Source organism: Ottowia thiooxydans (assembly GCF_040548795.1).
Lineage (GTDB): Bacteria > Pseudomonadota > Gammaproteobacteria > Burkholderiales > Burkholderiaceae_C > Ottowia > Ottowia thiooxydans_A.
Genome location: NZ_JBEPSH010000008.1, coordinates 354,887 through 373,461 on the forward strand (window position 1 = coordinate 354,887; position 18,575 = coordinate 373,461).

16 protein-coding genes and 1 pseudogene are annotated in these 18,575 nt (G+C 59.6%); 8 read left to right on the plus strand and 9 right to left on the minus strand.

Going from position 1 to position 18,575, the window contains the following annotated elements:
• Positions 1–26: 26 nt before the first annotated feature.
• The gene (locus ABIE13_RS20970; protein ID WP_354447024.1) at positions 27–1,538 is read right to left on the minus strand and encodes a right-handed parallel beta-helix repeat-containing protein; all 1,512 of its coding nucleotides are present in this window, start codon (positions 1,536–1,538) and stop codon (positions 27–29) included.
• A gap of 375 nt (positions 1,539–1,913) precedes the next feature.
• On the minus strand, positions 1,914–2,699 hold the full coding sequence (locus tag ABIE13_RS20975; RefSeq protein ID WP_354447026.1) for a Crp/Fnr family transcriptional regulator: 786 nt from the start codon (positions 2,697–2,699) through the stop codon (positions 1,914–1,916).
• 190 nt (positions 2,700–2,889) lie between these two features.
• Here ABIE13_RS20975 and ABIE13_RS20980 point away from each other — a divergent pair, with 190 nt between their 5' ends.
• A complete protein-coding gene (locus tag ABIE13_RS20980; protein WP_354447028.1) occupies positions 2,890–3,453 on the plus strand; it encodes a hypothetical protein in 564 nt (187 codons plus the stop codon).
• 29 nt (positions 3,454–3,482) lie between these two features.
• On the opposite strand, the gene ABIE13_RS20985 is transcribed toward ABIE13_RS20980, so the two are convergent.
• Positions 3,483–4,346 carry a pirin family protein gene (locus ABIE13_RS20985; protein WP_354447030.1) on the minus strand — a complete coding sequence of 288 codons (864 nt, stop codon included), beginning with the start codon at positions 4,344–4,346 and terminating at the stop codon, positions 3,483–3,485.
• A 208-nt stretch (positions 4,347–4,554) separates the two neighbouring features.
• Here ABIE13_RS20985 and ABIE13_RS20990 point away from each other — a divergent pair, with 208 nt between their 5' ends.
• Entirely contained in the window at positions 4,555–5,499 is a 945-nt protein-coding gene (locus ABIE13_RS20990; RefSeq protein ID WP_354447032.1) for a LysR substrate-binding domain-containing protein, read from the plus strand.
• A gap of 1 nt (position 5,500) precedes the next feature.
• Here the strand turns inward: ABIE13_RS20990 and ABIE13_RS20995 are convergent, their stop codons facing one another.
• Positions 5,501–6,022, minus strand: a complete 522-nt coding sequence (locus tag ABIE13_RS20995; protein ID WP_354447033.1) for a low molecular weight protein-tyrosine-phosphatase — start codon at positions 6,020–6,022, stop codon at positions 5,501–5,503.
• A 3-nt stretch (positions 6,023–6,025) separates the two neighbouring features.
• Positions 6,026–7,426, minus strand: a complete 1,401-nt coding sequence (ffh, locus tag ABIE13_RS21000; RefSeq protein WP_354447035.1) for a signal recognition particle protein — start codon at positions 7,424–7,426, stop codon at positions 6,026–6,028.
• A 127-nt stretch (positions 7,427–7,553) separates the two neighbouring features.
• Here ffh and ABIE13_RS21005 point away from each other — a divergent pair, with 127 nt between their 5' ends.
• The 5 genes from ABIE13_RS21005 to ampD all read left to right on the plus strand — a co-directional run bounded on the left by ABIE13_RS21005 (position 7,554) and on the right by ampD (position 12,538).
• On the plus strand, positions 7,554–8,363 hold the full coding sequence (locus tag ABIE13_RS21005) for a cytochrome C assembly family protein (RefSeq protein WP_354447037.1): 810 nt from the start codon (positions 7,554–7,556) through the stop codon (positions 8,361–8,363).
• On the plus strand, positions 8,360–8,590 hold the full coding sequence (locus ABIE13_RS21010; RefSeq protein WP_354447039.1) for a PP0621 family protein: 231 nt from the start codon (positions 8,360–8,362) through the stop codon (positions 8,588–8,590). The genes ABIE13_RS21005 and ABIE13_RS21010 overlap by 4 nt, the downstream gene beginning before the upstream one ends.
• Before the next feature lie 114 nt (positions 8,591–8,704).
• Positions 8,705–10,462, plus strand: a complete 1,758-nt coding sequence (locus tag ABIE13_RS21015) for a sensor histidine kinase (protein WP_354447041.1) — start codon at positions 8,705–8,707, stop codon at positions 10,460–10,462.
• On the plus strand, positions 10,459–11,949 hold the full coding sequence (locus ABIE13_RS21020; protein WP_354447043.1) for a sigma-54-dependent transcriptional regulator: 1,491 nt from the start codon (positions 10,459–10,461) through the stop codon (positions 11,947–11,949). The genes ABIE13_RS21015 and ABIE13_RS21020 overlap by 4 nt, the downstream gene beginning before the upstream one ends.
• A complete protein-coding gene (gene ampD / locus ABIE13_RS21025; RefSeq protein ID WP_354447045.1) occupies positions 11,930–12,538 on the plus strand; it encodes a 1,6-anhydro-N-acetylmuramyl-L-alanine amidase AmpD in 609 nt (202 codons plus the stop codon). Before ABIE13_RS21020 ends, ampD begins: the two co-directional genes overlap by 20 nt.
• Before the next feature lie 545 nt (positions 12,539–13,083).
• Here ampD and ABIE13_RS21030 read toward each other — a convergent pair.
• From ABIE13_RS21030 to ABIE13_RS21045, 4 genes and pseudogenes are all read right to left on the minus strand, one after another.
• A pseudogene (locus ABIE13_RS21030) lies at positions 13,084–13,542 on the minus strand (enoyl-CoA hydratase-related protein); the annotation flags it as partial.
• Between the two features lie 137 nt (positions 13,543–13,679).
• On the minus strand, positions 13,680–14,840 hold the full coding sequence (locus ABIE13_RS21035; RefSeq protein ID WP_354447164.1) for an acyl-CoA dehydrogenase family protein: 1,161 nt from the start codon (positions 14,838–14,840) through the stop codon (positions 13,680–13,682).
• Between the two features lie 43 nt (positions 14,841–14,883).
• Positions 14,884–16,125, minus strand: coding sequence for a CaiB/BaiF CoA transferase family protein (locus ABIE13_RS21040; protein WP_354447047.1), 1,242 nt, complete (start codon positions 16,123–16,125; stop codon positions 14,884–14,886).
• A gap of 238 nt (positions 16,126–16,363) precedes the next feature.
• Positions 16,364–17,314 carry a Bug family tripartite tricarboxylate transporter substrate binding protein gene (locus ABIE13_RS21045; RefSeq protein ID WP_354447049.1) on the minus strand — a complete coding sequence of 317 codons (951 nt, stop codon included), beginning with the start codon at positions 17,312–17,314 and terminating at the stop codon, positions 16,364–16,366.
• Positions 17,315–17,509: 195 nt separating this feature from the next.
• On the opposite strand from ABIE13_RS21045, the gene ABIE13_RS21050 reads away from it, so the two are divergent.
• Positions 17,510–18,511, plus strand: a complete 1,002-nt coding sequence (locus ABIE13_RS21050; protein ID WP_354447051.1) for a LysR family transcriptional regulator — start codon at positions 17,510–17,512, stop codon at positions 18,509–18,511.
• Positions 18,512–18,575: the final 64 nt, after the last annotated feature.

Genomic DNA, 18,575 nt, shown 5'->3' on the forward strand with positions numbered 1-18,575 from the left:
GCTAAACCTACCGCGTACTGCAGTCGTCAAGCCCCTGGTCTGCCGCGCAAGGTTAAGGATCCCAATCCAGCCAGCGCGAGCGCCATCGCGAAGAGCCCCCAGAGGCCATTCGATGGAACAGGTGCTGGCGTACGCGCCATGAATTCATTGCGCTGTGGGTTGCCCACGCAGGCAAACGTCGTATTGTCGATGGCCCAATTGATGTATTGAATGCCATCAGACACAGAGTTGCCTCGTCCCAGAGGATTACCTGGATGGGTCGGGCCGGTCGAATTTCCCCACCAGTTGCATGGCAGATCCAGAACGATGGCGGGCGCCAGATCCGGGTTCTCTGCGCCTGTGAGGTTGCTGTAGAACTGGTTGCCGCTTCCGCTCACCAGAACCGGGAGGGCACCAGGTGATGTCACCGTGCGAATGCCCTGCCGGGTCGCATTGAAGATGCGATTACCACCATTCAAATTGACCGTGGTTGCGGTGCTCGAACCTGCTGCAAACAAGCCTACTTCCGCGCCCGACAGCGTATTGCCCATCATATTCAGCGCCACGCCACCGGCCGTGACATTCACATAGGTCGCATCACTGAACCCGTTGCCCGTGACCGTATATGCCTGGGCGCTGCTACCGACCGCATATAGATTTCCATCGGCATGGCTGACACGATTGTTGATGACTTCCGTGCCAGCGCCGGCGCTCGAAAGCAGTACGCCAATCGACCACGAGCCATCCAGCCCACAGTTAGGGTTGGAGGTACTGCACTGCAGATTGGAGATGGTGTTGTCTTCCACCAGCGCCACCGCACCGCCGCTGATCTGGATGCCGTTCTGAGCAATGGTAGGCGGCGGCATGGTTCCGGTGATGGTGTTCCCGCGCAGCGTCACGTGGGAGCCGGCATTGGACACCGTCACCCCGTTCTTCTGAAACCCATCGATCACGGAATCAAGCACTTGACCAAGACCTACCTGCCCCGTGCCCGGTGCTCCAAAACGTACGCCACCTCCATTTTGGCTGTTTGCAAACGGCTCATCGCGAATGGCGGTGATGTGGGTATGGTCGAGCGTGAACCTTGCATTGCCACCCACGAAGACACCATACCCGATAGAACCCGAGGAGCCAGGCCCGGGGCCGCGCACTTGAAGATCGCTCATGCTGGCGTCAGTAGAAGCCCCCGTCACGAACACAATCGCAGTCAATTGGCCGCCGCTGCCAGGCGAAATGGCGGGATTGGTCGCCAGGACCGCCGGCGCGCGGATGATGGTGCTGGCGCTACCTGCTCCCAGCACGGTCACGCTTTTATTGATGGTCAGTTGCTCGACATAAGTCCCCGCGGCGACCTGCAAGGTGTCGCCACTGGCGGCTGCTTGAGAGAGCGCATAAGCAATGCTCTGGCAGGGTAGAGCCTGACAATTGCCGGTATCCGTCCCCCCAGGCTGCACCTGCAGGGTAGCTGCCTGGACGGCGCTGAACATCAATACTCCGAAACAAACGCCGCAAGTCATGACGGCTCCACCAACTACGCGCTTGAAGAATCCATCATTCATATACTTTTTTTACATTTTGTTTACGATCCGGAGGATTTTGCCGCCGTGAGGCTTTAAAAGCAATTGAGAGAACTATTGGGGTTTGCGCGGTCCGAGACAAGCACGTCGATGAAGGCTTCGCTCTATGGACGGAGGCGTCCTGAAGACTCTCATGGAGCCGCAGGAACAACAAGGTCGTGTCATGGCCACATGGCAGCAAGCCATGTGCACTTCCACTTGCGGGGAGTGATGTTTTTCAGGCGGACGAAGAACTCATCCTCACATGCGTGCTTATCTGCTGGAGCGTTGCCGCAGCAGTCATCTATATGTCGAGTCGCTGACCAGGAGAGCCGCTAGGAAGCGCTCACTTGAGCATGGCACCGCAAAGCGCTGCCTCTATGAAGGACTCCCGTCTAGCGCACTTGCCCGGACGGCTTGCTCTTCAGTCACCTTGCCGGAAAAGCGCTTGGTCATGGCTTCGTCAAGGTAGAGGTAACCAGGCTCGAACGCCCCTGCCGCTGCCAGACCATTCCAATTCAGAATTTCCACTTGTTGATTGCGGACGGTACACAGACCGGCCTCACGCAGTGCCCGTAGCACTCTATTGACATGGACGCTGGTCATTCCGCATATCTCGCCCAGATCGAACTGGGTCAGCGGCAACGGAAACTGCTTGCCATCTGACAATCCGACGGCGGCCAAACGGGCAGAGGTCTCACAGAAGAAATGCGCCATTCGAGCCATGGCCTTCAGGCGACCAAGCCGGTAAACCCACTTGCGATGCATGGCGGCATCCAGCAGGGTCAGGAACCACAGCTTTCTCGCCAGTTCGGGTTGGTCGCGCTGAATATCGAAAAGTACAGAGTGCGGAACGATGGCCAGCCGCACCGTCGTCAACGTGGCGACGTCATGGTCGAGCGTCTTCAGCGGGTAGGCGTGAAGATCCACAAAGTCACCTGCCACCTGAAGCGCAACCATCTGCCGGCAACCGTCAAAATCGTCTACATGACGGCTCATCATGCCTTCGAGCAGCAACGCGCTGAAGTTGACGGTTTCCCCTTGATCGATGAACGTTTCCCGCGGGCCCAATGTGACCACTGACTGGAACGAATTCTCCAAAGTCTCCCGCTCGGCGTCATTCAATGTAATGCGCCGAGATTGCAAAACACGCTGAACACGCACGCAGACCTCTCTTGCTGATGGCAGAGGATTATGAGGCTTAGTGGCCTAAAAAAGGGGCGTGTATCTCCTGCGCCGCAGCACTAACAAAAGTTAGTGCGTATCGGATGAAGAGCAGTTACAACCCCACTGTGTTCAATTACAGGCGGTTGCTTCGGCCGCGTCCAGCGAACATTTTCCTACGAAAGCACTAATGGCATCAAAAATGCGCGATCCCGCAGCGTCGAAAGAGCTGCTTCTCCAGATGACGGAAGTGGGAATGGGGGTGATGGCCATTTACTCGGAGGCCATTGCCTGCACAGACCGGCCAAGCCGAAAGGCAAGATGGCAGGCATGCTTGAGCCAGGCGAAAAGGCACCAGGAGATACTCAGTGACCTCTGCCAGGCTGCGGGCATCGATCCAAACGAAGGCTCGGCCGGCCGCACGATAGCCAGGCACTTGAACGAAAGCCTGCTTACCAGCATGAAAATGGCCATCGCCATCGGAGACACGCAGACAGTAGGTAAAGTGACTTGTGAATGTGTGCTGCTGGCGGAGACCAGGCGCCAACAGACCTGGGCCTTACTCGGGCAAGCCAGCTGCATGGCTCCGGGCCCACTTGAAGAGGCCATGAATTCGCGCGTTCAGGAAGCAGCCATCGCGCAATTGCACCAACTTCACCAGACTTCAGATTGGATGCGCGAATCCTGGGCTGAAAGTCTGGGCCTGCCCCTCATCAAGGCGGCAGCCTCGCCCAAGGACGAAGCTGCCGGGTAGACGAGTAGCTCAGTGAGCTCAAAAAAAGCTCAATGCTTGGCGAAGCGCCCGCCGTTGAAGTCGTTGATGGCCTCATGAATCTCCGCTTCGGTGTTCATCACGAAGGGACCATATCCGACCACAGGCTCGTTCAGCGGCTCACCCGAGAGCAGCAGCAACTTGGCATCGTTGTTAGCCTCAATCTCCAAGCCTGTTCCCAGGGTGGACAACGTGGCCATCTCTGCTGCGCGCAGCACCGTGTCCCCATTAATTGCCACCGTGCCTGCAAGCACTACCAACAGCGTCGCCCAACCCTCGGGTTGAGGAAGCTGCACGGTACGACCGGCCGCTAAGCGCACATCCAGCACATTGATAGGCGAAAAAGTTCGCGCGGGCCCCTTGGTGTCACCAAATTGGCCTGCAATCACCCGGACCTGACCTGCACCGCCCGGCAGAGCTACCGCTGGGATCTGCGCATCCGTGATGGCCTGGTACCCAGCTGGCGTCATCTTGTCCTTGGCGGGCAAGTTGACCCACAGCTGCACCATTTCAAACGGGCCACCCTTGCGGGCAAATTCCGCGGAGTGGTATTCCTCATGGATGATGCCGCCACCGGCGGTCATCCACTGGACATCGCCCTTGCCGATCACGCCACCGCCGCCGGTGGAGTCGCGGTGTTCCACCTCCCCGTCGTACACGATGGTCACGGTTTCAAAGCCGCGGTGCGGGTGCTGCCCGACGCCACGACGCTCCGTGGTGGGCTCAAAACGAGTTGGCGCACCATAGTCGAGCAGCAAGAATGGGCTGCGTTCAGCCACGCCCTCACCGTTGTAGCCAAACATGCCATGCACAGGAAACCCATTACCGACCCAGTGGCGGCCAGGGGCGCTGCGTGTGTTCAGAACTTTCTTCATCTCAAACTCCTGCGAGTGGAGCGCCAAGCCGATCTGCCAGCGCATGTATTAATAGTATGGGCAGGACAGGAATAATAAAAGCGTCCAAAATGCCACACATCGTCCTATATGTAGAACAAAAACTCATTGAAAACTCATTCGGCCTGCTGACCGATGACCGTCCTTTCGGGTAGCGCCATGGCCTGGAACCATTGCTTTTATTGAAACCATGCAAGACCTGAACGATCTCGCCTACTTTGCCCAAGTAGCGCAACACGGTGGCTTTGCCGCCGCAGAGCGTGCCACCGGTATTCCAAAATCCAAGCTGAGTCGACGTATCGCTGATCTGGAGGCAAGTCTTGGCGTTCGCCTCATCCAGCGCAGCACCCGGAGATTCGCGGTCACGGAAATTGGTCAACGAACGCTGCAGCATGTTCGCGCCATGCTGGCTGAAGCGGATGCAGCCCGGGCACTGTCTGCGGAAGAAACCGCCACCCCGCGGGGAACCGTACGGATTTCCTGCCCGCCCGCGCTTTTGCAACATGCCGTGGCGGCCATGCTTTCCCGCTTTTTGCGTATGTGGCCAGAGGTCACCTTGCGAGTGGAATCCACCAACCGAAATGTCGACCTATGGCATGACGGCGTTGATCTCGCGCTGCGCGTGCGGTTTCCCACGGCAGACGGATCCATGTCTTCTGCCCACCCAGAAGAGATCGTGAAGGCTCTGGCACGCAGCCCTCATATCCTGGTCGCCGCGCCGCAACTGCTGACCGCCACCGCCCCGCCTTCAACACCCTCCGAACTCACCCAGTTGCCCACCCTCGGATTGGGAAACTCTCCGGACGAATCGCACTGGACGTTGATCGGCCCTTCGGGAGAGATAGCGCAGGTGAGGCATCAACCGCGCCTGATCGCCGACGACATGGGGGCGCTGATGTGCGCCACTTTGAGCGGCGTCGGCTGCGCTGCGCTACCGCGCATGCTGGTACATGAGGCGCTCGTGGAACGCAGACTGCTGGAACTGCTGCCCGGATGGGCGCCTCCTGCCGGGACTATTCAGGCCGCTTTTGCCTCGCACCGCGGCATGCGTCCTGCGATTCGGCAATTACTGGATTTTCTGGGAGAAGAATTTGCCCAGTTGGCACGAGAAGGCCGATGCCTGGGTGCGGTGTGAATCAGGTGCCGCCATCCTGGATATTCAAAGACCCCAGCAAGCCCGTGCACGCGTTTTCGACCAGATCCAGAACTCCTTCAAATCCTGACGCGCCCCCATAGTAGGGGTCAGGAACTTCGTGCATGCCATCGATGGCGCAGAAATCAGTCAGGCGGAAGATCTTGTGCCGCTGGTCCGGGGGACATAAAGCCCTGGCGGCCTGTTCATTGGATGAGTCCATGACCAGCACCAGATCAAACTCATCGAAATCGCGCAAGACCAACTGTCGCGCCCGCTGGGCAGTCAGATCAATGCCGCGGCGGGCCGCATGCATTTGCGCGCGCTCATCCGGCGGTGCACCAACGTGGTAGTCGTGCGTACCGGCTGAATCCACCCAGACACGCTCCTGGAGATCAGTGCCTTTCAACTGCTTTTCAAGCACACCCTGAGCCGTGGGACTGCGGCAGATATTGCCCATGCAGACCATGAGCACACGAACCTGGGTCACACCCTCAAGAAACGACAGATCGGGGGCGGTTTTCATGCGTCAGAAAGGAGGCTTTCCGCCTGGGCCCATCCCGGGAGGCATGCCGCCCCCCATCAGACCTTTCATGCCTCCCATGCGGCGCATCATCTTCATCAGACCGCCGCCCTTCATCTGTTTCATCATGCCTTGCATTTGCTCAAACTCCTTGAGCAAACGATTGACCTCCTGCACTTGCACCCCCGCGCCCGCAGCGATGCGGCGCTTTCGGCTGGCCTTGAGCAAGTCTGGCTTTTTGCGCTCCTGAGCCGTCATGCTGTTGATGATGCCCTCCTTGCGGCGAATATCCTTTTCAGCACGATTCAGATCCGCGTCTGTGGCTTTGGCCATCATTTGCGTAGGCAATTTGTCCATCAGGCTGCCCAAGCCCCCCATCTGCTTCATTTGCTGAAGCTGTCCGAGGAAATCCTGCAGATCGAAGCCGCTACCACTCTTGACCTTATCAGCCAATTTCTTGGCGGCCTCCAGGTCAACGCCGGTAGAAACCTGCTCGACCAATGCCAGGATGTCTCCCATGCCAAGAATGCGGCCTGCATGGCGCTCGGCATCAAACACCTCCAGGCCATCTATCTTCTCGGACACCCCGGCAAACTTGATAGGCGCGCCCGTGATCTGCCGAACCGACAGCGCTGCACCGCCCCGCGAGTCGCCGTCCATCTTGGTCAGCACAATGCCCGTCAAGGGCAAAGCATCCTTGAAGGCCTTGGCCGTATTGGCGGCATCCTGGCCCTGCATCGCGTCGACGACGAACAGGGTCTCCACGGGGTTCAAGGCACCATGCAGGGTCTTGATTTCCTGCATCAAGGCTTCGTCGATCGCCAGCCGCCCTGCGGTATCCACCAGCAGCACGTCATAGTAGTGGCGGCGTGCATGATCCAGGGCGGCACGCGCGATGTCCAGCGGCTTCTGATCGGCAGAGGAAGGAAACCAGTCCGCACCTGCCTGCGCGGTCACAGTCTTGAGCTGTTCAATGGCGGCCGGACGGTAAACGTCACCCGAGACCGTGAGCACCTTCTTCTTGCGCTTCTGGATCAGATGGCGAGCCAGTTTGGCGGTTGTGGTGGTCTTACCTGCGCCTTGAAGGCCAGCCATGAGGATCACGGCCGGCGGCTGAGCTGCCAGATCCAGGTCGGCCACGCCTTCACCCATGGTCGCGGCCAGCTCCCGATTGACGATGCCCACCAGCGCTTGGCCAGGCTTCAGGCTGCCCAGGACTTCCTGACCCAAAGCCTTGTCTTTCACCCGGGCGATAAAGTCCCGCACGACGGGCAGTGCGACGTCCGCCTCGAGCAAGGCCATGCGAACTTCGCGCAGCATGTCCGCGACGTTGCTTTCAGTGATACGAGCCTGGCCAGAGATCTTTTTGACCAGGCCAGAGAGTTTGTCGGTAAGGGCTGTAGCCATAATTTGGGGCACGCGCGGCAAGGATCGCATGCAAGTGTGCCGAAGAATGAACGCGACTGCCTGGAAAGAGAGCCGAAGAATGTATGCGACTGCCTGGATTCGAGGCCCGAGCCGCTAAACTGTGACCATGATTCTAGCCAGCGCTTCTCCGATCGGCCTGCTGCTTGGCATGGCGGCGGCATTAGCCTACGCCATTCCGGCACTGGCCGCTCAAACTCTTGGCACCGTCAGCGCACGGCGCGTGCTGCTGCTGGCCTGGGGTCTGCACGGTTTGCTGCTGGCCTCCAGCATGCTGAGCGAGGTCCCCCGCTTTGGCTTTGCACCGGCCCTGTCCATCACTGTCTGGCTGGTTTTGACCGCCTATGTGGTGGAGAGCCAACTCTACCCCAAACTTCGCGCGCGGTGGGCGCTTGCGGGATTCGGAGCGCTGGCCATTGTGTTGGCGCTGCTTTTTCCCGGCACACCCTTGCCCGCTACCTCATCGCCCTGGCTGCCCTTGCACTGGGCCCTGGGCATTGCCGCCTACGGCATGTTCGCCGCCGCGGTGGCTCATGGCTGGCTGATGACACGCGCAGAAGCTCAAATGCGACACGCCGCACCGGGTAGCGACGGAGGCGTGCCGCTTCTGACCCTGGAGCGCCTGATGTTCCGCTTTGTCGGCGCGGGCTTTGTGCTGCTCACGCTGACTCTGCTGGCCGGCGCCTTGTTCGGTGAAACCTTGTACGGCTCGTCACACACACAGTGGCGCTGGGATCACAAGCGCATATTTACCACCCTGTCCTGGCTGGTGTTTGCGGCTCTGCTGCTAGGGCGTTGGCTCTGGGGTTGGCGCGGGCGACGCGCGGTCCGGGTACTTTATGTGGGCGCGGGATTGTTGTTGCTGGGCTACGTAGGCTCGCGCTTCGTGCTCGAGGTATTGCTGGGACGAACCACATGAAAATTCTGATCCTCCTATTGGCTGTCCTTGCCGGCGTCTGGCTTTGGAAAAGAGGTCGTCGTCTGTCCCAGCAGCAAGACCCCCAGAGGCCCCCAAAAACCCAGAAGGCCGTCACAGTCCAGCCTATGCTCAGCTGTCCGGTCTGTGGTGTGCACTTTCCCAAGTCGGACGCAGTGGCCGGCCCTCGAGGCAGTTACTGCTCTATCGCTCATCGCGATCAGGAATAGACCTGTGGAACTGAGAAATTGGCCATGCAACGAGGCGCCAGAGAGTGCAGGGCAAGGCGCAGTCTGCCCTGTGCCACTCCAGACTGAGGTCCCTGGAACCCAAGGGCGCTACTAATGACACAAGCCAGGCCGGCGGACCAGTCGTCATGGTTCAACTCGGCGCGAATGCCCTCGGGTCTCAGCTCGAAGCTGACCCTGGAGACAGACCTGGGCAATCCTGAAGATTCGGACTTCGCGCGCCTGTGGAGGGCGTTCATGACCGCGCGCGTGATGATCGCGTTGTCCTTGCTGAGTCTGTACCTGTTTCTCTATTTTGCAAGCCATACGGCACCGGCCTGGCTGCTCATCCTGTCTGCCGCTTACCTGGTTCTGACACTCGCGGTTCGATTGTTGGCGCATCCCCGGCGGCAAGGTCGCCACTTCGATGGCCAATGGTTGTACACGGCCGGTGCTGACCTCGGTTTTTTCGGCCTGCTCTTCTTGCAGCAGATCAACAGCCTCAACTTTTCCCCACTGTTGGCGCTTCCAGTTCTCATGGCCGCTATCCTCGGATCTCGGGCGCTCGCTCTGGGAACCGCAGCACTCGCGACCTTGCTGCTGCTGGGCTTTACGGTCAGATCCACGTCCTCGCCGGACTGGGCAGGCAGTACAGAATGGGCCCAGACGGCGCTCGCCGGAGCCGGATTGCTGGTGCTGGGGTGGTTAATCAGCCACCTTGCAGGTCGATTGGCGCGGGAAGAGCGCACCGCTCGCCGTAACCGTGCGGAGGCGCGCGAGCAATCGATGGTCAACAATATGGTCATCGAAACGCTATCCGACGGTGTGCTGGTGGTCGATGCCCATTGCGTGGTACGTGCGGCCAACCCTGCGGCCAGACTGATCCTGAACTCGGACCGAGACGTCACTCCGCCGATCTTCAACCTCGACGACAACCCGGCCTGGTCACAACTTGCCGAGATAGCGCACATGAGCTTTGTCGACAGAGCGGTGGATTCCGCTCAGATCGTCCTGCGCCATGCCGATCTGCAAAGCTCACACCTGCAGGTACGAACCCTTCTGACCCCGTCCCTGCACGACGGGCGCAGAGGCCTGTGCGTCATGTTTCTTCAGGACATGCGGGAAATGGAAGCGCAACTGCGCACGGAAAAGCTCGCCGCCATGGGACGCATGTCTGCCGCAGTGGCCCATGAAATACGCAATCCTCTGGCCGCCATCAGCCAAGCCAATGCGTTACTGGAAGAAGAACTCGAGAAACCGGAGCACCGGCGCCTGAGCGAGATGGTGCGACAAAACGCACAGCGGCTGGGTCATATCGTGGACGACGTTCTCTCTATCGCTCGCGTACAACACCAGGTCGACGATGGGCTTGACGAGGTGGTGGAGTTGAACTCCTGCACCGAGGTCATCTGCCGGGACTGGGCGCAACAAAACGGCGCGGGCGCGATTCTGGACATCCAGTTGCAAGCGCCTGAAGTCCACGTCCAGTTTTCGCGAGAGCATCTGCGACGGGTTCTCATCAATTTACTGGACAACGCATTGCGCTATGCCAGCCGTTCGCCCAAAGCCATAGAAGTCAAAACACATGTCGTGCGTGACGGCCCCGTCATGCTGGCCGTGTGGAGCGACGGCGCCGCCATGGAGCCCACCGTTCGGCGCCATCTGTTCGAGCCATTTTTCTCATCCGAAAGCCGCTCCACTGGCTTAGGGCTTTTCATTTGCCGCGAGTTGTGCGAGCGACACGCGAGCTCCATCAGCTATGAGCGTTCACCGCGTGAACGTGAAAATAAGCCTGTCGATGGAAATGAGTTTTTCCTCAGCCTGAGGCGCGCCCCCGGGAGTTTTTCTCGCCCGCCTCTGCAGGACTTGCCATGAATTCCCATTCCCTATCAGAACCCGCTCACGTCCTGGTCGTCGACGATGAGCCAGACCTGCGCACCCTCTACGAACTCACTTTGCTTCGCGAAGGTCACCGCGTGCAGGCAGCCGCCAGCCTTGCGCAGGCGCGTGAGCAATTGGAGCGGCAGCACTTTGACATCCTGATCACCGACATGCGGCTTCCGGATGGCATTGGCCTGGAACTCTTGCGTGAGGTCGCCACCGCACGCCGCCCCGAACGCTGCATCATGATCACAGCCTATGGTTCGGCCGAAAACGCAGTCGAAGCCTTGAAGGCCGGAGCCTTTGACTACCTGACCAAACCCGTAGATCTGAAGCAATTTCGCACCGTCGTGGCCTCCGCCCTGCAATCATCGGCATCGACACCCTCACTGGCAAGCTCGCCCCAGGCTTCAACCCATGCCGCTGCCGCCAACTTGGAGCGTTCCTCTGAGAATGCGGCGTCCGTGGCGCTAGGCCGGCTGGTGGGGAACTCGGCCATCATGCGGGGAGTGAAACAGCGCATTGTCAAGGTCGCCACCAGCATGGCGCCGGTGCTGGTCCAGGGCGAATCGGGTACAGGCAAGGAACTGGTAGCAGGGGCCATTCATGCGTGCAGCCAGCGAAGCGCAGGGCCTTTCGTTCCCGTCAACTGCGGAGCCATTCCCGAGAACCTTCTCGAGGCCGAGTTCTTTGGAGCCCGCAAAGGCTCCTACACCGGCTCCGTACAGGACCGCCCCGGGTTCTTTCAGGCCGCCCGTGGCGGCACCTTGTTCCTTGATGAAATCGGCGATCTCCCCTTGGCCATGCAGGCCAAGCTGCTGCGGGCCATTCAGGAACGACGCGTGCGTGCGCTCGGAGAAACACTGGAGGAGTCTGTCGATGTACGCATTGTGAGCGCGACACACAAGGATCTGGCCGCAGAAGTGCAGGCCGGTCGGTTCAGGCAAGATCTTTTCTACCGCCTCAACGTGATCGAGATTCTTGTGCCCCCACTGCGCGAGCGTCGAGAAGACCTGCCCGATCTGTGCGAAGCGCTGCTCAAGCGCATCGCTGCTGAATCCGGCACCGAGCCCCAACCGGTCTCCACCCGTCTGCTGAGCGAGGTCAATGACGCGCCTCTTCGCGGCAATGTGCGGGAACTCGAAAACTTGCTCCATCGCTCCCTGGCTTTGGGCGAGGGCGACAGCGAAGCCAGCGACTCCGGCCTGGGCGATTTGGGCCTGCCGTCAACTGGCAAGCCAGCAGCTTGCCTGACCACACCCTCGATTTCGCCTGACTCATCCGCTATTCCAGCCGACCTCCAAGCCTGGCTGGATGTGCAGGAAAAGGAAATGCTGGTTCGTACACTCGCCGAGACAGGCTTCAACCGTACCGCGGCTGCAGCACGACTAGGGCTGAATTTGCGCCAGATCCGCTACAGAATGGCGCGCTTGGGTATCACCGGTCCGGTAGGTGAAGACAATGCCGACGAAACCCCCTGAATCCCTGCCCGCCACCGACACTGGCAAGAGCCTCTGGGATCAAGGCTGGTACCGGCACGCACGTCGGCTTGACTCCCCCAATTTTGGGCCCAGGCCGGTCGGCACCGAAGTCGATCTGATTGTCGTGCACTCCATCAGCTTGCCGCCGGGTCGCTTCGAAGGCGATTACGTCCAGGCGCTATTCACCAATCAGCTGAATTGGGAAGAAGACCCCTATTTCCAGGGCATCCGGGGACTCGAAGTTTCTGCCCACTTTTATGTGCGACGTGACGGCGCTCTCTGGCAGTTCGTCAGTTGCTCAGATCGAGCCTGGCATGCTGGCGCTTCCTGCCATCAGGGGCGGAGCAACTGCAATGATTTTTCGGTGGGTATAGAACTTGAGGGGCTTGAGGGGGGGGTGTTCGAGCCGGCTCAGTACGAAACACTGAGCAGCCTCTGTGCGGCCATTGCAGGGCACTACCCTATCAGCGCTATCAGCGGGCATGAGCACATTGCGCCTGGGCGTAAGCAGGACCCTGGGGTTGGGTTTGACTGGGATGAGTTGCGGAATAATTTGGGTTGGTCTGAAGAGCGATTCCCGGCGTCTTGAATGAGCCTGCTCAGCGCCGGTCTTTTGAACAACGTCAGCCGTGCTCCCGATCGCTGCGTAACTTCTTTCCCGTCTCCCTCTGGGATGGCGTTGGGCGAGTCTGGCCAACCGGTGAGGGCAAGCAGCGGTAGTTTTAGGCGCGGTGGCTGGTAATTCCCTTCTGCTCTTCACTTCAGATCGGAGGCCGGGATGTGCGCCCGGCAGCGCAGTCTCTTTCTTTTGCGTCGCCAAAAGAAAGAAACCAAAGAAAAGGCGACCCCACTGTCCGTGTCCCTTCGCTGCGCTACGGGCAACCTGTGGTGCTCGGGCAAGGGGCGGTGCGGCAGAACTCCCTTCGTTCACTTCGCTCTCTTCGGTCAAACAGCTGCCGCAAGCTAGTTCACGAAGCAAGAGCATCTTGCAGTGCTCTTGCCCACCCCTTGCCCTGCGCTCCTCGGCACGGCCAAAGGGGTTGGGAGCCTGATTCGGGCCATCGCTGCGCTCGGCCCTCGAGCAGTCAGTCGCAAGCGAAGGGGGTTTTCCCCTCTCCCGCATGCGGGAGAGGGTTAGGGTGAGGGCCAGCGGCGTTTGAGTGCCAGCCCTTCCTCGTCGTTAGTTGAGGACACGACAAATGGTAGTGAGGGCCAGCGGCGCTCGAATGATGCCAACGCTTGCTGCCTCTCAGCTACCGATCGACTACCCGTGAAAACCGGAGGCCACTTCTCCGCAAATGGACGCATGGCTTCACGCGAGTAATCAGACTTGCTGAGCTCGGCGGTCATGTTCTGCTCGAACCGGTAACCGTTGCGCAGAGCCATGAACTCAATTGTGGATGTCGCCTGCTTGGCAGTGCGGCTGGCCTGCGGGCTTTTGCTGGCGATGCGGCGGGCCATTTCCATGGCTGTGGGCATGAGCTGATCCGCTGGGACGCAAGTCTCCACGATGCCGCGGCGGTAGAACTCGGCGCCGGAGATGCGGTCTCCGGTGATCATCATGCGGCGAGTCAGGGACAGGCCGCAGATGCGCTGGGTGTGGCGGCCACCGCCCCTGGCCCTCCGCTCCTTGGCGCGGCTAAAGGGGCGGGAACCCCATTCGGGCCATCGCTGCGTTCGGCCTCATCTTGGGCCCTAGAGGTCGGCGCGCCTCCATAACTTTGACGCTCCTAATAAGACTTCGGCATCCCCAGCGCCTGCTCAGCCACATAGCAAAGCGCCAGTTCCTGAGTCACCGGCGCCAAAAGACTCAAAACACTCTCCCGGAATCCGCGTTCGACGTGGTACTCCTTGGCAAATCCAAACCCTCCGTGGGTACGCACTGCACGCAAAGAGGATTCGAAGTGGCATTCGGCTGCCAGGTATTTGGCTGAAGTGGCCTCCAGTCCGCAGGGCTTGCCTGCGTCGTAGAGGGCTGCGGCTTTCCACATCAGCAGTTCCGCAGATTGCAGCCGCATCCAGCATTCGGCAAGTGGGTGCTGAATAGCCTGGTTTTGCCCGATGGGCCGTCCGAACACCACACGCTCCTTGGCGTAAGCCGCAGCACTCATCAACGCCGCTTCCGCTGCGCCGAGCACGGATGCCGCCACCAAAATACGTTCGGGATTCAAGCCGTGAAGCAGATACTTGAAGCCCTTGCCTTCTTCGCCGATTCGATCCGCAAGCGGAACGTGCAAGCCATCGATGAACAGCTCGTTCGAATCAACAGCTTTGCGCGCCATCTTCTCGATCTCTCTGATGCGCACGCTGGACCTGTCCAGATCCGTATAGAAAAGGGTTACGCCGTCCATCGGGCGTGCACACTCTTCAATAGGCGTTGTCCTGGCCACCAGCAAGATCTTGTTCGCTTGCTGAGCGGTGGAAGTCCATACCTTCTGCCCCGTCACCACATAACCATCTGCAGTGCGGCGCGCAAAGGTCTTCACTCTGGTCGTGTCGGAGCCCACATTGGGCTCAGTCACGCCAAAACAGGCGCGGTCCTTGCCAGCGATCAAGGGGCGCAGCATCCGTGCTTTTTGCTCTTCCGTGCCAAAAACCACCACGGGCTGAGGTCCAAACATATTGAGGTGGATGGAGGACACGGCAGCAGAACCCAACTTGCCTATGGTGCGCATGACCATGGCCGCCGCGCTGATGCCCAAACCACTTCCGCCCTGCTCTTTTGGCATGGTGACCCCGAACCAACCGCCTTTGGCAATGGCGTCGCAGAACTCAGTGGGCCACACCCCATCACGGTCTCGTTCAAGCCAGTAGTCGGGTCCGAAGTCATCGCAAATCGCCTGAACGGCGTCGCGAATGGCAAGTTGGTCGTCAGAAAGGTCAAAGTTCATCATGAAAGAAATTCCGGGAGTGACAAAAAATCAGGCGCGTGAGTCAAGCAGATGTCTTGCTTGGCCCAGCCAGCTCTGTGACCTTCATTCGGACCATCTCGTCAATCTCCTCCTGGGTAAAACCAGCTTCTTGCAGAATCTCGCTGCTGTGTTGCCCGACAAGCGGGGGCGGCTGCAATGCAGGAAGCGTGGATGAGGACCATTCACTGGGCACCGCCATGGTTCGGAGCGTTCCCTCGGTGGCATGCTCGTATTCCTGAAAGAACCCGATGTCCTTCAGATGCGGGTCTTCCAGCAAAGTCTCGAAGGTGTGAGCGCTGAATACGGTGATACCCAGCGGTTCCAGCAAAGTCTTCCAATGCTGAGATGTTTCCTGGGCGAGTTTCTCCGCGAGTAGCTTGTAGAGCTCCTCGGAATGCATGGTCCTTGTTTCTCCATCCACAAACCGGGGGTCGCGCTGGAATAGATCGGCCTCGCCGACGGCACCAAGAAAATTTGCCCACTGATCATCTGTATAGACCAGGCAACAGACCAGACCATCCAGCGTTTGAAATGGCCGACGTTGTGGGTTGAGCAAGCGCGGATATCCAAAAGATCCCCGTGGCGGTATGAAGGTATGGCCGTAAAGATGGTCTCCGAGCATCACAGTAGCCATCGTCTCGAACATGGGCACATCGACAGCCTGGCCCACGCCAGTGCGCTCACGTGCCAACAAGGCGGCGCAAATCACTCCAAATGCGTACATGCCCGTGGCGCGATCAGCCAGGTTGAGTGGCGCGTACCGCGGCGTTTCACTGCCAGCCATCATGGAAGCGGCGGGAATGGCCACACCCGCTTGAATAAGGTCATCGAACGCCCGGTTCTTCGCGTACCGACCCCGCTGGCTGAAACCGAAGGTCCCCACGTACACCAGCCTGGGATTGACCTGTCGCAAGGTTTCGTAGGACAGGCCCAGCCGCGCCATGGCTTGAGGCCGAACGTTGTAGACCAGCGCGTCTGCATTGGCAGCCAAGCGCAGCACTGCCTCCCGGCCCAGGGGAGTCTTCAAATCCAGCACGAGGCTTCGCTTGTTGCGGTTCAGGTTGAGGAAAAGCGGCCCCGCCTGCTTGCGCCCTCCCGGGCCAGTCGCTCGCAGCATGTCGCCGCCCGGAGGCTCCACCTTGATCACTTCTGCGCCAAGCTCGGCCAACATCTGCGTTGCGGAAGGGCCCATGACCACTTCAGTGATGTCGATCACGCGGATGCCGTGAAGCGGGGCCAGCCCGGCGGATTGGGTTGCGGTCATGGTGGTCTCTAGCAATTGAAAATGACGTGAAAAAGCATGGGGTCGCCAGAAAGCGCGCGCCCCGTCCTGCGATGAAGTTGTTCTGGCCACGCAGTGGCCATGGTTTGGCGGTGCCCAGCAGGCACGCGCAGCCGCAATGAGAACTGGCCCCGGTGGGATTGAACGAACGCCGGCACAGGTCCAACCGGCAGGCGTTGAGCTACGAGCACCCGCCCATCAGTGATCGCCCCTGGCCCATCTACTCAGGTTGAATACCGGCTGCAGCCGCCCGCTCAACCCATTGAGCGGCGTCCTTCTGCAAATACTTGGAAAAGGCATCACCGACCAATACTTCGGGCACACAACAAGCCTCAAACCTTTGCAGCAGAGCCGGGCTTCGCATGGCCTGCGAGACATCTTCCGTCATTTTTTTGAGAGCCGGTGCAGGCGTGCCAGCGGGGGCAAACACGCCTATCCATGCTGAAACGTCGAAGTCCTTGACACCGGCCTCAGACGCGGTGGGCACCGAAGGCAACTGAGCAAGGCGCTTGGGCGCAGTGACCAGAAGCGGCTTGAGTCGATCGCCCTTGAGGTGAGGCACCGCAGCCGCCAGGTCCAGGAACATGAACGAAATCTGCCCTCCCATGAGGTCCGTCACTGCTTGCGGACTGCTCTTGTAGGCCACGCCAACAGCGTTCAAGTCATACCTCTTCAAGAACCCCGCTCCCGCCATCTGGCTCACTGCAGCCCCCCAGCCATAAGACGCAGTGCCAGGGTTGCGCTTGATCCAATCCATCAACTCCTTGACGTTGGAGACCGGCATGTCCTTGCGGACCATCAGCAGGTACGGCGAAGTGGCGACCATCGCGACCGGCGCAAAGTCCTTGATGGGGTCGTAAGGCAACTTCTTGAACAAGACCGGATTGATGGTGTGCGTTGTATTGGTGGTCACCATGAAGGTTCGACCATCTGGTGCCGACTGCGCCACGGCCTGCGCCGCGATCGCCCCGCTGGCCCCCGGGCGATTGTCAAAAACAAAAACCTGTTTGGTGGATTTGGAAATTTCGTCGAATAAAGGTCGCGCAATATTGTCAGTACCGCTTCCCGCCGCAAAAGGGAGGATGACCTTGATGGGGGCGTCATCAGCGGCTGCCGTGAAACCGGTCATGGCGACGCCCAGCGTCAAAACCACACGTGAAAGCAAATTCATGTCGTCTCCTTGGATTTTCAAATGAGTGGGGCATCGCTGTCAGCAACTCTGCTCCAGGCCTGGCCCCTATGTCTTGCAGGTCGGTGCCTGATCGACCACTCACGCCGCGCCCTCTTTCGTTGCGCCTAGCGGATTCTTCGCTTTTAAGAGGTATATGTAAAATTAATATTAGTGATCTTTTGATTAGAGATGCTGATGAACCTATCCGAGCGAGACCTTCGAGCCTTCACCACCTTGGCCGACGTTCTTCAGTTCACCATTGCGGCGGAGAGGTGCCACATGACTCAGTCTGCCCTGAGTCAGCTGATTGCCCGCATGGAAGAGCAGCTTGGCGTTCGGCTGTTTGCACGCGGCCGCCGAGGCGTCAGCTTGACTGCTGAAGGCGAGCGTTTGTTGGGCAGTGCCAGGCGCATCGTGAAGGAGCTGGACCTCGTTCAGACCGACTTGCGCGCCGTCTCCACGTTGGAGGCAGGCCATGTGACGATCGCCACTGTGCCCTCACTCGCGGAGTATTGGCTTCCCGGCGCCCTTCGGCCTTTCCGAAAAAAGCACGAACAGGTTCGAGTCAGCCTTTTCGATGTGTCTTCGGAGCGGTGCGGTGAAATGACGCGCCAGGGTCTGGTCGATTTCTCCATCAGCTCGCAACCAGGCTCACCTCAGGAGGTCGACTTCCAACCCCTCTTCGAAGAATCCATGTACATCGCCAGCCCGCTGGGAAGCGCGGCGCCGGGTAACAAGGAATTGCGCCTTTCCGATCTGCGGGGCATGTCTTTCATTCATCTGCATGGCACGCACAAGATGCTGGTTCGAACGCGTGACGGCTATGCCCCTGCACGCCAGATACTGGAAGAAGCTGGCGCGACGGATTCTGGTCTGGAGGTCGAGCAGTTGGCGACCCAGGCCGGGTTGGTGGCGGCCGGATTCGGGTCCTGCATGGTGCCGGCTTGCGCACACGCTCACTTTGCCCGCCGCGAAATCAGCACCAGGCGCATCAGCGCAAGGGACATCGTGAGGCCCATATATATAAGCAAGCCCCGAGATACCAGAATGTCCATCGCTGCCGAAGCGCTCTTGAACGGCTTGATCAGCCACGCCGCCAACTACGAACTGAAGGGCGACATCAAGGCATCGCCGTTCGATTGGGACAGATTCTCAGGATCCGCCAGGATGCGCCGCACGACGGAAAAGACAGGCTGACCGCACCTCGCACACCAGCTCGAGCGAACGTTGTTTTTCGCGCAGCCGCACTCTCTTCCATAAC